The organism is Natrinema pellirubrum DSM 15624 (assembly GCF_000230735.2).
GTDB classification, from domain to species: Archaea; Halobacteriota; Halobacteria; order Halobacteriales; family Natrialbaceae; genus Natrinema; species Natrinema pellirubrum.
On the sequence record NC_019962.1, the window covers coordinates 3,120,426 to 3,134,943 of the forward strand.

Annotated in this window: 17 protein-coding genes and 1 tRNA gene; 8 read left to right on the forward strand and 10 right to left on the reverse strand. The window is 67.6% G+C overall.

The genetic code is table 11. From position 1 onward, the window contains the following. Window positions 1–116 precede the first annotated feature (116 nt). Complete coding sequence (locus tag NATPE_RS15050) at window positions 117–2,198, forward strand: hypothetical protein (RefSeq protein ID WP_006181380.1); 2,082 nt, start codon at window positions 117–119, stop codon at window positions 2,196–2,198. Window positions 2,199–2,343: 145 nt separating this feature from the next. Further along, the gene (locus tag NATPE_RS15055) at window positions 2,344–2,562 is read left to right on the forward strand and encodes a hypothetical protein (protein ID WP_006181381.1); all 219 of its coding nucleotides are present in this window, start codon (window positions 2,344–2,346) and stop codon (window positions 2,560–2,562) included. A 591-nt stretch (window positions 2,563–3,153) separates the two neighbouring features. Here the strand turns inward: NATPE_RS15055 and NATPE_RS15060 are convergent. Continuing rightward, a tRNA-Pro gene (locus NATPE_RS15060) sits at window positions 3,154–3,226 on the reverse strand. Between the two features lie 78 nt (window positions 3,227–3,304). Next, the gene (gene trmY / locus NATPE_RS15065) at window positions 3,305–3,907 is read right to left on the reverse strand and encodes a tRNA (pseudouridine(54)-N(1))-methyltransferase TrmY (RefSeq protein ID WP_006181382.1); all 603 of its coding nucleotides are present in this window, start codon (window positions 3,905–3,907) and stop codon (window positions 3,305–3,307) included. Window positions 3,908–4,021: 114 nt separating this feature from the next. On the opposite strand from trmY, the gene NATPE_RS15070 reads away from it, so the two are divergent. Beyond that, window positions 4,022–4,333, forward strand: a complete 312-nt coding sequence (locus tag NATPE_RS15070; protein WP_006181383.1) for a HalOD1 output domain-containing protein — start codon at window positions 4,022–4,024, stop codon at window positions 4,331–4,333. Window positions 4,334–4,349: 16 nt separating this feature from the next. On the opposite strand, the gene NATPE_RS15075 is transcribed toward NATPE_RS15070, so the two are convergent. Continuing rightward, window positions 4,350–4,901: a metal-dependent hydrolase gene (locus NATPE_RS15075; protein WP_006181384.1), complete on the reverse strand. Its 552-nt coding sequence runs from the start codon at window positions 4,899–4,901 to the stop codon at window positions 4,350–4,352. A gap of 105 nt (window positions 4,902–5,006) precedes the next feature. Between NATPE_RS15075 and NATPE_RS22770 the strand changes: the two genes are divergently transcribed. Further along, complete coding sequence (locus NATPE_RS22770) at window positions 5,007–5,183, forward strand: HVO_A0556 family zinc finger protein (protein WP_006181385.1); 177 nt, start codon at window positions 5,007–5,009, stop codon at window positions 5,181–5,183. 26 nt (window positions 5,184–5,209) lie between these two features. Here NATPE_RS22770 and NATPE_RS15080 read toward each other — a convergent pair whose 3' ends face one another. The 3 genes from NATPE_RS15080 to NATPE_RS15090 form a co-directional block, all read right to left on the reverse strand. Further along, window positions 5,210–5,398 (reverse strand): hypothetical protein, encoded by a 189-nt coding sequence (locus NATPE_RS15080; RefSeq protein WP_006181386.1) that lies wholly within the window; start codon window positions 5,396–5,398, stop codon window positions 5,210–5,212. Window positions 5,399–5,406: 8 nt separating this feature from the next. Beyond that, complete coding sequence (locus NATPE_RS15085) at window positions 5,407–5,598, reverse strand: DUF7511 domain-containing protein (protein WP_006181387.1); 192 nt, start codon at window positions 5,596–5,598, stop codon at window positions 5,407–5,409. 269 nt (window positions 5,599–5,867) lie between these two features. Beyond that, window positions 5,868–6,980, reverse strand: coding sequence for a S1C family serine protease (locus NATPE_RS15090; protein WP_015299181.1), 1,113 nt, complete (start codon window positions 6,978–6,980; stop codon window positions 5,868–5,870). A 155-nt stretch (window positions 6,981–7,135) separates the two neighbouring features. Between NATPE_RS15090 and NATPE_RS15095 the strand changes: the two genes are divergently transcribed. Next, window positions 7,136–8,509 (forward strand): tRNA pseudouridine(54/55) synthase Pus10, encoded by a 1,374-nt coding sequence (locus NATPE_RS15095; RefSeq protein WP_006181389.1) that lies wholly within the window; start codon window positions 7,136–7,138, stop codon window positions 8,507–8,509. A 45-nt stretch (window positions 8,510–8,554) separates the two neighbouring features. Here the strand turns inward: NATPE_RS15095 and NATPE_RS15100 are convergent, their stop codons facing one another. Then, window positions 8,555–8,854, reverse strand: coding sequence for a ribbon-helix-helix protein, CopG family (locus NATPE_RS15100; RefSeq protein WP_006181390.1), 300 nt, complete (start codon window positions 8,852–8,854; stop codon window positions 8,555–8,557). A 106-nt stretch (window positions 8,855–8,960) separates the two neighbouring features. Between NATPE_RS15100 and rnhB the strand changes: the two genes are divergently transcribed. Further along, the gene (gene rnhB / locus NATPE_RS15105; protein WP_006181391.1) at window positions 8,961–9,632 is read left to right on the forward strand and encodes a ribonuclease HII; all 672 of its coding nucleotides are present in this window, start codon (window positions 8,961–8,963) and stop codon (window positions 9,630–9,632) included. A gap of 63 nt (window positions 9,633–9,695) precedes the next feature. Then, window positions 9,696–10,073 carry a hypothetical protein gene (locus tag NATPE_RS15110; protein ID WP_006181392.1) on the forward strand — a complete coding sequence of 126 codons (378 nt, stop codon included), beginning with the start codon at window positions 9,696–9,698 and terminating at the stop codon, window positions 10,071–10,073. Between the two features lie 86 nt (window positions 10,074–10,159). Here NATPE_RS15110 and NATPE_RS15115 read toward each other — a convergent pair whose 3' ends face one another. Genes NATPE_RS15115 through lonB form a run of 3 tightly spaced genes read right to left on the reverse strand, consistent with a single transcriptional unit; the run spans window position 10,160 to window position 13,711 of the window. After that, window positions 10,160–10,507, reverse strand: a complete 348-nt coding sequence (locus tag NATPE_RS15115) for a hypothetical protein (protein ID WP_015299182.1) — start codon at window positions 10,505–10,507, stop codon at window positions 10,160–10,162. A gap of 24 nt (window positions 10,508–10,531) precedes the next feature. Then, window positions 10,532–11,557: a CPBP family intramembrane glutamic endopeptidase gene (locus NATPE_RS15120; RefSeq protein WP_006181394.1), complete on the reverse strand. Its 1,026-nt coding sequence runs from the start codon at window positions 11,555–11,557 to the stop codon at window positions 10,532–10,534. Next, window positions 11,558–13,711: an ATP-dependent protease LonB gene (gene lonB, locus NATPE_RS15125; protein WP_006181395.1), complete on the reverse strand. Its 2,154-nt coding sequence runs from the start codon at window positions 13,709–13,711 to the stop codon at window positions 11,558–11,560. It abuts the gene before it with no gap. A gap of 285 nt (window positions 13,712–13,996) precedes the next feature. Here lonB and NATPE_RS15130 point away from each other — a divergent pair, with 285 nt between their 5' ends. Beyond that, window positions 13,997–14,515 (forward strand): nicotinamide-nucleotide adenylyltransferase, encoded by a 519-nt coding sequence (locus NATPE_RS15130; protein ID WP_006181396.1) that lies wholly within the window; start codon window positions 13,997–13,999, stop codon window positions 14,513–14,515. The last annotated feature ends 3 nt before the right edge of the window (window positions 14,516–14,518 follow it).

Below are 14,518 nucleotides of genomic sequence, written 5' to 3' on the forward strand. Positions count from 1 at the left end.
GTCGGGCGGGGCGGACAGAAGCTACTTGAACGATTAGGCGTATCCGGACGTATGTTCACTCGGCAGCCGCGCGGCCGCGTCCCGGGGCGGGCGGCAACGACGGACGGTGACGGTACGTGACCGACGCCGATGGGAGCAACGTGGATCGGCGGACGGTACTCGGCGCGCTCGCCGGCGTCGGTGGGGCTGCCCTCGCCGGCTGTTCGGCGTTCGAGCGGGAGAGCGACGCCGAGACCGAGCAACTGGACGACGACGCGGCGCGGGAGTTGGCCGAGCGGTTCGCCCCGACGTTGTACTTCGACAGCCGGGAGCCGTGGTTCCCGACGGATCCCCGGCCCTACGAAAGCGAGCGCAACGGCGACACCGTCGTCGACGGCTTCGACGCGCTCGAGGGGTACCACGCCCGGGCGAGCGACGGGGAGCCGCCGAACCCGACCGTCTTCTACCACGCCGTCGCGTACGAGGATTCGCCGCTGGCGGCCGTCCAGTTCTGGTCGTACTCGGCGTTCGACCAGTTCACGACCAACTTCCACTGGCACGACTGGGAGGTACTGCACGTTTTCGTCGACACCGAGACCGACGAGCCCCAGTTGTACGTCGCCAGCTCCCACTCCAGAACGGTCCCCAACAACGAGTTCCTGGATCCCGACCCCGACGCCGTCCCACGGGTCCTCTCGGAGCTGGGCTCGCACTCGAGTACGCTCTCGGTCAACGACGTCCCGGATCGCTTCCAGCGGGTCGCCGTCGAGGACCTGTTGGCGGACATCACGAATACGGCAATCGAAGGGATCGAGGACCTCGCCGAGATCCCGCTGGCGTACGGGCTGCCCCGCGACGAGGGCTCGCGACTCCCCTACGTCGTTCCGGAGTACGAGGGCGCGCCGCTGTACGACCACGAGGACCTGCCGTCGGTCTCCCGCGACTCGTTGATCGACGCGGCGGTGACGGTCCGCTCGTTCGACGCGCTGACATCGCCGCCGACCGATCTCCCGGCCCGCGAAACGGGGCTGGTCTTCGACCACCGCGAGCGCGCCGGCGACGCCGACGTCGCGTACGACCTCGTCCCGACCGCCGACATCGAGCATATCACCGCGTTTTCGGGGCCGCAACTGAGATTCGAGTTCGCCGTCCCCGACGCCATCGAGGACGCCGTCGCCGGCCATATCACGGCGACTGGGATCCCGTGGGACCAGCCCCGCTACGAGAACCCGGCGGCAGACATCTCCGCGCCGAACCACCGAGAAGCGCTGGCCGACCGCTACGACGCCATCGGTGACCCTGCACCGATAAACACCGTCGTCAGCGAGATCACGGCGGCGGTCACGGCTGACGACGCGCCGGCCGACGAGGGACTGACGACGACCGCGACGGGGGTCGAATCGGTCGTCCTGCTCGAGAGCGACCCCGAAGCCGTACCGACCTTCGACGGCGTCGCCGTCGTGCAGGACGTGCCGGCCGGCGACCACCGGCTGACCGCCAACGGGGCCGGGACGGCACCCCACAGCGAGCGCGTCACCGTGGCCGACGACGGCGCGACGACGGCGGCCGGCGTCGACGGCGAGATCCCGCTAGTCGCCCGCGAGCGTGCGACGAAACTCGAGGTCGGCGGCGAGGAAAGCGACGGGGAGCTGTCGCGGGTGGCCCTCGAGGACGACTTCGCCGGGCGACTCTACGAGTCGTCGGTCGATGGCAGCGACGCGGTCTACGTCCACGACGGCGGGGCCTACACGACCGAGGTCCGGGACGCCGACGACGAGATCGGTGCCTATCGGATCAACCCCGATGCCGGCGCCGAGGAACCGGTCCGAATCGACCGCCCCGAGACCGGCACGGCATCGTTGGCGTCGTTCGTCGCGGAAATCGCCGCGGAGACGCAGGCGGCGGTCGCCGCGGTCGAACCCGAGGGCGATACGGACGACGACGATGACGACGGTTCGTCGAACCCCGTTACCGGTCTCGAGCGCGCCCTCGCGGCCGTCGCCGACGCCGCAAGCCGGGCCGCCGAACGAGCGCGTGCTGGCGATCGCGGAAACGCGGACGAGCAACTCGAGGCCGTCCGGGACCGACTCGAGCGGGTCGGGGAGCGTCTCGCTGCAGCGGAGGAAGACATGCCGGCGTCGCTCTCGCGGGCGACCGAGAAGCGCCTCGAACAGGCCGATCGGCGCGCCGAACAGGCCCGGGCGTCCGAGACGCTGTGAGGAGTCCCCGATGCGGCTGTCGTCCACGTGGCGTCGTGGGGAGCGCGAAGCGAGTGGGCCGTTCGGACGACGGTCGGCGGGCGTTCGACCGCGAGCGTTTTCTGTGTGGGGGTAGTTAGCAATATACGAAGATGAGGTTGTTTCTGTGACGAACGCCGACGACGAGCGGGAGAAGGCGGCCGGTATCTGTCGCAACTGTGGCGAACTCTTTACCGTCTGGCGAACCCGCGACGGGACTGTCCGGCCGGTGAGTTCGCACAACACCTGTCCGTGTGCGGACCCGTCGCCGCGGGTCATCGACGGCGGAGAGGTCTTCGACGACGCGGACCCGGACGAGAACGGGGAGGCACATCCCGGCGTGTAGTCGACTCGAGCGCTTGCCCGTGCTTCCGATGGTACCGAGGCGGTACTCACCCCGGAGCTGAACGGGCGGTGCTATCGATCGACTCCGTTCTTTGGGTACGGGATGTCGGGCCGTCATCGTTGGACGATGACCAACCTGCGGCCAACAAGGCTATTTAAGAACGGCACAACGTCACGAACGGCGAGGCACGGTTCAGTCGTTTCCCGACGGAATCCGCCGACTCCGAGACAGACGGCACCTCGCCCATGAGATCGTTCGCCGCCACTGGCCACAGTGCGACGATCTCGGATCCATCCGATCGATTTCCCATCATCGGAGGGGGTTCCAACGCCGGCTTCCGTCGGCGTTTCTCGAAACCACTGTTCCGTCCGAACGCTGATCATCGTCTTCCACCTATGCGCGGTTACGGCCACCCGAAAGCCGTCGCTGTGAAGACACGCGAGACTCACGGTACTCGTCTCGCTTGCTCTCGTTCGGTTCGTCGCCGGCCTGCGGCTGGCTTCCAGCGGGACCTCCGGTCCCGCACCGCTCACGAGAACGCGGTTACGGCCACCCGACGGTCGTCACTGGACGAACGAAAGTGGGGAAAAGTGGGCCGGCGCGAATTCGAATCGCGGTTACGGCCACCCGAAGGCCGAAGGATACCAAGCTACCCCACCGGCCCGCATTCGAATCGTACGCGGCCGGGCGTTTAACGCTTGCGAAAGCCGCCGTCGGACCGCCCGAGGGCACGCCGCTGCGCTCAGAACCGCTCGTAGCCGCCGGTGTCCAGATAGTGGTGCGCGACGGTGATCGCCTGATCGGCATGCAGGAGTTTCGGCCCCAGCCGAAGCCGCTGCGCCGCGTGCGCCTCGAGCAGCGCCGCTTCGTCGGCGGTGAAATCCCGATGGTCCGACAGCACGAAGACCCCATCGGCGAGCGTCGTGGGGTCGAGGTCGACGACGGCGTCGCCCTCCTCGTGGAGCTGGATCACCGGGCCGTCGTCGGCGATTTCCTCGAGGGTCCCCTCGAACCCGCGCCGGTACAGCTCGACCCCGGGGCTGGGCTCGGCCGGGAGGGCCCCGATGGCGTCCTCGCGATGCTCGAGGGCGTTGCGGACCAGCGCGGCGGTGCTGCGCTCGTCGGGATTGAGCCGCTGTAGCTCGCGTCCGTCGAAGGTAATGGTGAGTTCGTCCTGTGCGATCAGGTGGACGCGGACGGCCTCCCGGATGCCGTGGGAGGTAACGAACGCGGCGGTGATCGACCGACAGAGCGCGTCGAGGCGACCGGCCCCGCCCGCGAGGTCGTCCAGCGAGAAATCGGGCTCGGTTGGGATGTCGTGACCGAGCAACACGAACTGGCGCATACCGGTGCAAGGAGGACGAACGGAATAGCTGCCACGGTTCCGGATCGGCGGTTCGGCCCGACAACTGTGAAACGATCGATAACATATATCACTGTGATTCTCTAGATTGATAATATGTCACGCTCGGACGACGAGTTACCGATCACGGACGGCGGTGCGTCGGTTCGAATGCAGTACGAAGAGCCGACGGCGATCGTCGACACCGTCGTACGGGGCGTCGAAGCCGTCGATGAACCGCCGGCTCCCGACCGGCCGCTCTACGACTGGATCGAGCCGGAGGCGATGGTCGATCTGTTCGCCCACGCCGCGGCGAAAGGCGGCGACGTGCGCCTCGAGTTCGCGGTCGGGGACTGTACGGTCGTCGTCACGAGCGCGGGGACGGTCGCGGTCCGCGACGATCCGGCCCGCATCTGCCCGACTGAGTGAGCCGTCGTAAACGGGTCTACGCGGTCACCCACCGCTCGAGCGGGGCGGTCACGAGCCCCAGTCCCGGCATGCCGTCGCGATACCAGACGACGGCCCCGACGGCGAACAGGCCGAACTGAACCCACTCGAAGGCCCCGAGTTCGTAGTAGCTGAGGATGGCATCGAGGATGCCGGCGACCGGCTCCTCCGGTGGCGGCTCGAGGACCGGCCACAGGAGATAGGTCGCGCCGGAAAAGTCACCGCCCAGCGCCGCTGGCGGAACGTCGGCCAGCAGGTGCGAGCCGTAGCCTGCCAGAAAGCCGACGCCGAGCGGGCGACGGCGCAGTCGTGTCGCGACGGCCAGTACCACGACCACGAGCGCGGCGAAGGTAAAAATCGAGTGCGAGAGGGTCCGCCCGCCGGGCAAGATTCCGACGTTCCACGCGAGGGGCTTGTCGATCAGGTCCGGCGTCTGTGAGCCGACGGCGAGGGCGATCGCCGGCAGGGCACGCGGCGGGCGGCGGAACCGGCGGTGAACGACGGCGGTGTACAGCAGGTAGGCGACGGCGAGGTGTCCCCAGGGCCACATCCCGCGGGTCTACTCCGGAAGCCGGCATAGGCGCTTCGACTCGCCGCCGTCGGGCTGCATAGGCATGGCCAACCGGTTTCCCCGTCTCGAGTATGGAGTGCGTATATGGCGAAATCAGAGTCGTCGCAGTCCGGCGGTAGTCGGCGGTTGCTCGCGATCCTCGAGGGGCGGCCCTGCCCGGACTGCGCCGACGGCGAACTCGAGCGGGACAGCTACAAGGACAAGCGAGCGGTCGTCTGCGACAGCTGTGGCACGCCGCGGGCGCAGGTCTGGACCGGCTAGCGCTCGAGGGACCGAGCGAGACCCGCTCACCGCGACCGCGAGCCGGAGTAGTCGTGGCCGATGACGAGCGCGAGTGCGTGAACCGCGATGAGCCCGAGAAACATCGTGAGCCGGCCGAACGAGTCGATCCCCGCGACGATGACGGGGACGTAGACGATCGGAAGCAGGGCCCCGAGCCAGAAGCCCGCCGCGGTAACGGAGCGGTGCAGCGGCATCGGCACGATCAGCGCATCGCCTCGAGGTCGACGAACCCCTCTCCGTGGGCGGTGATCCAGGTCGTCGTCAACACGCTCCCGCTGGCGTGGCGCGGGAAGATGGCACACTCGTTGGGTGCATCATCGTTTTCGATGGTGACGTGTTCGAGTTCGACTGGCGGTTCCTCGCTGTCAGTGCGGTGGACATCGGCGTCGGTCATGCGGGATCAGGCGACGGGTACGCGCGCCGAGAGTTCCTATCCGGTCCCCTACTATTGTTATCGAGTGGGTAACGCCTCGAACGCGGACGATAGCGTTCGGTTCAGTCGGTTCGAGACCGGTCACTGCCACGACACTGACGGTAACGGGGGCTGACGTGTACGACGCTGCTATGGCACGGGTTCCGGACAGTCATCGCCGTATCAACGCAATAACTGATCGTTTCCGCCAGTCGCGTGCCCTCGGAGCCGCGGTTTCCCGACGGTCGATCCTACGCCGAGGGAGGCTCCGGCCTGGCGTCGAGCATGAGTTGCGCCGTCTCGGTTCGCCCGTTCCGGCGGAACCGCACGTCGAGGGCCTCGCCGGGACTGGTCTCGAGCGCGAGATACGTCGAGAGGGCGTGTCGGTCGGGGATCGGCGTCCCGTCGAACGCGCGGATGACGTCGCCGCCGACGGGGATGGCCTCGCCGCGGCGCTCGACGGTTCCCGTAGCCGGCTCGAGAACGCCGTCGGCCGCCGAACCGTCGACGACGTCGGTGACGAGGACGCCGCTGGCCTCGTCGAGGCCGTTCGCCTCGGCGACGAGCCGGTCGACGGACCTGAGTCCGATCCCCATGTACGAGTGGTCGTAGGAGCCGTCGGCGAGCAGCGACGGGACCACGCGCTCGGTGAGTGCGGCCGAGATGGCGAAGCCGATGTTGTCGCCGCCGCCGGAGTTGACGACGCCGACGACCTTGCCGTCGAGGTTCACGAGCGGGCCGCCGCTGCTGCCGGGGTTGACCGCGGCGTCGGTCTGGACGACGTTCGGGAAGGAGAACTGCCGCCGCGGGACATCGAGCGTCCGATCGACGCCGCTGACGATCCCCGCGGACATCGACCCCTCGAGGCCGTAGGGGTTGCCGACCGCGGCCACCTGCTGGCCGACGACCGGTCGGTCGTCGGTCAGCGACAGTGGCGTCGCCGAGTCGGGAGCGTAATCGACCTCGAGGACGGCCAGGTCGCTGTGGTAGTCGCTGCCGACGAGCGTGGTGCCGGCCCAGTCGCCGGTGACGTACTGGAGGTCCGCGGCCTCGGCACCGGCGACGACGTGGTGGTTGGTGACGACGTGGTCCTCGTCGTAGAGAAAGCCCGAACCCTGGCCTCGCCCCCGTTCGCCCGTCGATGGGTTCTCGACGCCGAAGGCACGCACCTGTGTCACCGATTCGATGATCTCGTTGTAGAGGTCGGTAAACGCCGAGCCGTCGGCGAGGTTCCCGCGGTTGTTGAACGAGGAGTCGCCCTCGATCGAACTGTCAGCTCGGGGTTCGGCACAGCCGGCGACCGCAGCGACCCCAGCACTTGCGGCCGCGAGAAAGGAACGGCGATCCAGTCGGGACTCGTTCATGTCGTGACCTTGGACCCGATCCATTTGAACGTCGGGGCTAGCGATCGGCGCGTTCGAGGGTCGCCGGCCGCCGAACCGGACGGCCCCATCGTCGACACCACGGTCGGCCTCGCGAAGGGAAAACGTGTTACCCGCGGCACCCCGAGTCCCGAGACATGATCACGGAAGACGCCCGCGCGCTGCTGTCGACAGGTGCCGTCTGCGATTCGTGTCTCGGACGGCCCTTCGCCGATCGCAGTTTCGGGCTGACCAACGCCGAACGCGGCCGGGCGCTGCGGACGACCGTCGCACTGGCCGACGACGAGGACTTCGAGCCGACCGCGCCCGCGGACTGCTGGGTCTGTGAGGGCTACTGCGGCACGTTCGACGCCGTCGCCGAGACGATCGTCGAGGCCCTCGAGGGAACCGAGTTCGCCACCTATCAGGTCGGCAGCCGCATCCCGCCGCTGGTCGAGGAGAACGAACGGCTGCTCCGGGAGGACGCCGGCCTCGAGCCCGACGTCGGCGAGTCGATGAAACGGGAGATCAACCGGGAGGTCGGCCGGCGGGTCGGCGCGACGACCGAGACCGAGGTCGACTTCGACCGGCCCGACGTACTCGCGGTCGTCGATCTCGCGGGGTTCGACCCGCGCGAGGCCCTCGAGTCGGGGACCGTCACGAGCCACGCGGTCGACGTCCAGATCAACCCCGCGTTCGTCTACGGCCGCTACCGCAAACTCGAGCGGGACATTCCCCAGACCGAGTGGCCCTGCCGGGAGTGTGGCGGCAGCGGCATTCAGTTGGGCGACGACGGCGAGGAGCCCTGTGACTACTGCGGCGGCTCGGGCTACATGTACGACACCAGCGTCGAACAGGTCGTCCGCCCTCACGTCGTCGACGCCATGGACGGCGACGAGGGCACCTTCCACGGCGCGGGCCGCGAGGACGTCGACGCCCGCATGCTCGAGGGCGGGCGGCCGTTCGTCCTCGAAGTGAAACGACCCCGGGTGCGAGACCCCGACCCGGCCGAACTCGAGGCCGAGATCAACGACGCGGCCGAGGGGTCCGTCGAGGTCGATGGCCTCCGGCTGGCGACCCACGAGATGGTCGAGCGCGTCAAGGAACACGACGCGAGCAAACGCTACCGCGCCGACGTCGAGTTCGCGGAACCGGTCGACGGGGACGCCTTCGAGACCGCACTCGACGAACTCGAGGGAACGACCGTCGATCAGTACACGCCGGAGCGGGTCGACCACCGCCGGGCGGGGCTGACCCGCGAGCGGACGGTCTATGACATCGACGGTGATCTGCGATCGCCCACCGAGGTCGAGGTCCGACTCCACGGCGAGGGCGGCCTCTACGTCAAGGAACTGATCAGCAGCGACGGCGGCCGGACCGAACCCAGCCTCGCGGGCCTGCTCGAGACCGACGCCGAAGTGACCGCGCTGGACGTGACCGGTGTCGAAGGAGAGAACGAGCCGTTCGAGCGCGAGGCGTACTTCCTGGACGAGCCGCGCGACGGCTCCGAAACGGCAGCCGGCGACGCCTGAGCCGTCGTCGGCCGCTCGGTCGAAACAGGGCGGCTCACGCCCCAGCTACTGTTCCGGAGATCCGTCGACGGACGCCTCCTCCAGTTGCCGCTTGAGGAGCCGAAAGTCCGCCGCGCGCCGCTTTCCGACCAGAGCGGTCAGTTCCTCGAACGTGACCTCGTCGTCGTAGTAGGCGGCGGCGACCTCCCCCTCGAGCGGTCCCTCCCGCGCGTTCTCGACGTAGTCCCGCAGCGCGGCGACGAGCAGTTCGGACCGGCTCGTCCCGAGTGCGGTCGCCAGAACATCCGCCCGCTCGAGGAGCCGATCGGGCGCGTCGACCTCGAGTCCCTCGCTGTCGGATTGCACGACGCGCCGGTTTCGAGGCCACGGACAAATATCGTGCGACACGCGACGCGGCGAATCAGGGACCGACAACGCAACGGTTTAGCGCCCGGCGACGGATCCACGGCGTATGCCATTCGGCGTCGACGAGGCCGGCAAGGGCCCCGCGTTGGGATCGATGTTCGCCGCGGCCGTCCACTGCGAGGCGCCCGACGACCTCCCGGACGGGATCCGGGACTCGAAGCGGCTCTCGCCCGAGCGCCGCGAGGAACTGGCGGCCACACTACGAGACGACGACCGGATCGCGATCGGCGTCGCCGAGATCACGCCGGCGCGGATCGACGACCCCGAGACGGACATGAACTCGCTGGCGGTCGCGGCCCACGCCGAGGCGATCGAGGGCGCGTTCGCGGACCGCGCTCGCGACGCGAGCGCGGACGAGCAGTTCTCGGGACTCTGCGACGCCTGCGACACCGACGCCGACCGCTTCGCCCGGCGGGTCGCCGACGCCTGCCCGCTCGAGGCCGTCTCCATCGACGCGCGTCACGGAGCCGACGACGAGTCGACACTGGTCGGCGCGGCCAGCGTCGTCGCCAAGGTCGAACGCGACGCCCACGTCGCCGCGCTGGCCGACGAGTATGGCGAGATCGGCAGCGGCTACCCGGGCGATTCAACGACCCGCGAGTTCCTCGCGGACTACGTCGACGAACACGGCGACCTCCCGCCGTTCGCGCGGGCGTCGTGGTCGACCTGCGAGGACGTGCTAGCCGCGGCCGAACAGACCGGGCTCGAGCAGTTCTGACCGACCCACGGTCCCGGTCGGAGCCTATATCGTGGTCACAGTCGTACTGTCACCGTGATTGATATGCGCGTTCGAACGCTCGGCTACACCGCGGCGGCGGGTATCGCAGCGTTTCTCGTCGTCTTCGTCGCCGTGTCGGAACTCCTGCTCCCGTTCATCGAGTTCTCGGTACTCGTCGGCCTCCCGGCCGGGATCGGGGCCGGCGTCCTGGTCGCAGCCGTCGTTCTCATCCAGTTCGGACGAAACGCGGACGGGACGCCCCACCCGCTCGCGCTGAGCCTCGGGACGTTCGGCGTCACCTTTCTCACCGTCTTGGCTGTCGCGCTCGTCTTACTCCGGGCCGGCGTGGCCGGTTCGATCGTGATCGCGACCGGCGTCGGACTCATCGGCGGCCTCGTCGGCGGGCTTCGGGCTCGAGGCGAGAAACCGCCGGCCGGATAGCGCGACACGCGACGAGGACGGACGGGTTCGTCTCGGTGACAGCCGACTCGAGCGACGCCACGAGAGGACCGACCCCTCGAAACCGATCAACTGCGCCAGACCGCGTAGACGTAGCAGCCGACACCGAGAAAGACCAGCAGCGAGGAGAGTGTCTCGACGGCGCTCGAGCGCGTGAGAACGGCACCGAAGTTCAAGACGCCGCCCGCGACGAGACTCCCCGCACCCACGGTCAGCACCGACCGCAGCCCCGTAGTCGACCGTTGCCCGTACAGCATCGTCCCCACCGCGATCGCGATGACGCCGAAGCCGAGTTCCGTGAGCGTCACCGCCCGCGGATCGTTCGTCGCCGTCGCGTAGGCCAACACGGCGAAGTAGCTCACGATCATGGCGGTGACCGCTCGAGAGCGAGCCGGTGAGCCGGCAGTCAGATCCATAGCCGGTCGACGGACTCCCGTCCCTTAGCCTTCGAGGGTTTCGGCCCACTCGAGACCCAGCCCTTCGTGGACGATGAACTCGAAGGCGTTGATGAAGTAGTGAGCGACGACGACGACCAGCAGGCTGCCGGTGACGATATAGACGGCCGCGAGGCCGAATCCGAGCAGGCCGGTGACGACGACGCCGACCGAGCCCTGCATCCCGTGCCCGAGGGCGAAGGCGATCGAGGAGCCGACCGCGAGGAGCCACGGCGAGACGCCGTAGCCGGCTGCCGGGACGCCGATCAGCGCCGCCCGGAAGAGCAGTTCCTCGAAGCCGGCGATGATCGGCAACACTCCGACCAACAGGACGAGCCAGCCCGCCGCCGAGTCCGGCGAGAGCAGTTCCCGCAACGCCTCGTCGTGATCGAACCCGAACCGGGTCGCCCCCGCCGCGACGAGTTCGTTCGCGACGTAGAATCCGAGCCCGGCGACGGTTCCCAAAAGCAGGCCGGACTCGAGGTATGGGAGGGAGAGCTCGACGCCCAGGGCCGACGCCGGGATCGCCGTATAGATCGCCGCGCCGAGCAAGAGGACCGCGAACAGCCCCTGCGAGAACGCGACGTTGGCGAGGACCATCCCCGTCGAGAGCGAGTCCGGATCGACGCCGCGATTCGCCGGGTGGTCCGCATCGAGAGCGGACGCAGCCGGATCGCTCGAGTCGGTGTTCGTGTCCCCATCGGGCTCGGTACCGGCATCGGTGGCGCTCGGCGGCGTCGCCGATCGCTCTACCGGGCGCTCACCGTCGCTCGAGGCGTGAGTCGCCGACCCGGGCCGGCCCCGGCCGTGAGCGTCGGGCGGCCGCGACCCGTCGTCGTCCGATGACGGCTCGCGGAAGGCGTCGGTAGACGGCGGCGACTCGCCGGCCGATGCGTCACTTCTCGCTGTAGCCGGTCCGTCAGTGGCGTCGTCGGCTTCGTCGGTAAACGCCGACTGCGTGAGGTGGGACAAAACAAGCAGCAAGACGAGGACGACGCCCGCGAGACCGAGGAACGTCGCCCACTGCGGCATCTACTGCGGGCTCGGGTTCGACCCGCCGGCGGAGCCGACGGTGCCCTGATCGAACGCGGTACCGGTAATCGACTTGAGTCGATCGACCAGCGAGTCCTTCTTGGGTTCGCCCATCAGGGCGACGTCCAAGACTTCGCTGATGTTCGAGCAGGGGATGATCTCGATCATGTCCTCGTACTCGTCTTCGATCATCACGTCCTGTTCGTTCGCTTGGGGAATGATGACCTTGGTACAGCCGGCCTTGGCGGCGGCCTCGATCTTGTGGGTGACCCCACCGACCGGCAACACGTCGCCGCGGACCGACAGCGAGCCGGTCATCGCGACCGACTGGTCGACCGGGATGTTCTCGAGGGCGCTGATGACGGCGGTCGCCACCGTAATGGAGGCGGAGTCGCCGTCGACGCCCTGTTGGCCGGCCTGAACGAACTGGATGTGGATGTCCTTCTCCGAGAGGTCGACGTCGGAGAACTTCTTGATGATCGCGGAGACGTTCTGGACCGACTCCTCGGCCATCTCCTGGAGCTTCCCGGTGGCGATAACCTGGCCGCCGCCCTGTGCGGGGGCGATCTCGGCCATGACCGGGAGCATGATGCCCGAGTCTTCGCCCATGACCGCGAGGCCGTTGACACGGCCCTCGACGCCGCCTTCGTTGACCTGCAGTTCGTAGTCCTTGCGGCGCTCGATGTAGTCGTCGGCGAGCTGTTGCTCGATCGACCGGGAGCGCTGCTTGGCCTGCAGGACGTCCTCGCGGGTGGTTCGGTCCCGATCCTCGGCGCGGGCGATGTCGCCGGCGACGCGGACCAGGCCACCGAGGCTCCGGAAGTGCAGCGTGAGGTGGTTCTTCCGGCCCGAGCGACGCTTGGCCTCGAGGATGAGTTCCTCGACGGCGTCGTCGGTGAAGTGGGGGAGACGCCCGTCGCGTTCGACCTCTTGAGCGATGAAGCGGGCGTACTTGCGCCGCATCTCGGGAGTGTCCTCGATGGTGTCGTCCATGTAGACTTCGTACCCGTACCCCTTGATCCGGTTGCGCAGCGCGGGGTGCATGTTCTCCATGGCGTCGAGGTTCCCCGCAGCGACCATGATGAAGTCACAGGGGACGGGTTCGGTCTGGACCATCGCGCCCGAGGAGCGCTCGGACTGGCCCGTGATGGCGAACTCGCCTTCCTGGATCGCCGTCATCAGCTTCTGCTGGGTGCGGATGTCGAGCGTGTTGATCTCGTCGACGAACAGCACGCCCTTGTTGGACTTGTGGATCGCGCCGGGTTCGACGCGGTCGTGACTCGGCGTCTCCATGCCGCCGGACTGGAAGGGGTCGTGGCGGACGTCGCCCAGCAGCGCACCGGCGTGAGCGCCGGTCGCGTCCTCGAACGGGGCAACGCGCTGATCGCCGTTGTTGACGATCATGTTGGGGACCATCGCGTCCGATCCCCGAGAGGTGTAGCGGAAGATCAGCCAGATGATCCCGGCTGCGAGGATACCAAGCAGGATCGGACCCGTGAGGATCGCGTACCCGATGACGATCGCGATGATGATCCACATCAGGATCGACCGCATCTGGTTGCGCTTGCGGGCTTCCTCCTTGTGGGCGTCGATGATCTGCTCGCCTTTCCCAGCAGGAACGGTTCGGACTTTCGGCTCGTTACCGTCGTCCGGGTTGTGGTAGACTAAGACGTCTTGGAGATCTTCCTTCGGGAGCAGTTGGCTCATCGCCTTGGCCAGCATCGACTTGCCGGTCCCCGGGGAACCGATCATCATGACGTGGCGACGCTGCTTGGCCGCCTTGATGATGATATCGCGTGCTTCGTCCTGGCCGATGACCTGATCGACGAGCCGATCCGGGACCTCGATGTCCTCGGTCGAATCGATCTTCAGTCCACCGAGAAGGTCGTCCTCGGCGATCTCCTCGTCGACCTCGACGCCGGGATCGACCTCGACCGTGCTGCCGAGGTCCTCGACCGTCTCGAGGTCGTCGTCCTCGTCGGACGACGGCTCGAACCCGTCGATCGGCTCATCGAGGTCGTCGCCTCGGTCGCCCTCGTCCTCGAGCGGCGGCCGGTCTCCCTGACGCTCGGAGGGCTGCTCGCGCCCGTCCTCGTCGGGAGCAGCGTCCGAAGCGTCTTCGGGAGGATCGTCAACGTTCGTATCGTTACTCATAGAACTCTGTTCGGTATCTGTTTCGAAGGGATTGCGACTGATATACTTTCTCCATGCGGAGGATGGTGTCAGTTGCTGATACCGGCGGGAACAGCGCCCGACGTGGCTAATCAGGGAGCGACCGTCCCTGTTTTAATTCGGTACATATTCAGCGAATGTATCGCTCGGTGATCGGTCAGCGTGACCGGCACGGGACGAGCGGGGGGTGACGGGGCGCTGTCGGTCAGTGTCCCGCGTTCGAGACGACTCGCCACGCTTAAGCGCCGTGCCCGAGCAGTTCCCGGCATGACTCGGGGGTTCTACATCGGTCGGTTCCAGCCGTTTCACAACGGCCATCTGAACATGGTCAAGCAGATCGCCGAAGACGTCGACGAACTCGTCCTCGGGATCGGTAGCGCCGACGACTCACACACCGTACGTAACCCGTTTACCGCGGGCGAACGCATCATGATGATCACGAAGTCGCTGGTCGAGTACGATCTGGTCACCTACGCCGTCCCGATCGAGGACTTAGAACGGAACTCGGTGTGGGTGAGCCACGTCCAGAGCATGAGCCCCGACTTCGACATCGCCTACTCGAACAATCCGCTGGTCATCCAACTCTTCCGGGAAGCCGGCATCGAGATCCGCCAGTCCCCGATGTTCAACCGCGACGTCTTGGAGGGGTCGGAGGTCCGCGAACGGATGATCACCGACGGCGACTGGCAGTCGCTCGTGCCCGACGCCGTCGTCGAGGTCGTCGAGGAGATGGACGGTATCGAACGGATTCAGATGGTCAGCGATTCGGACTCGAACGGGGACTGATTT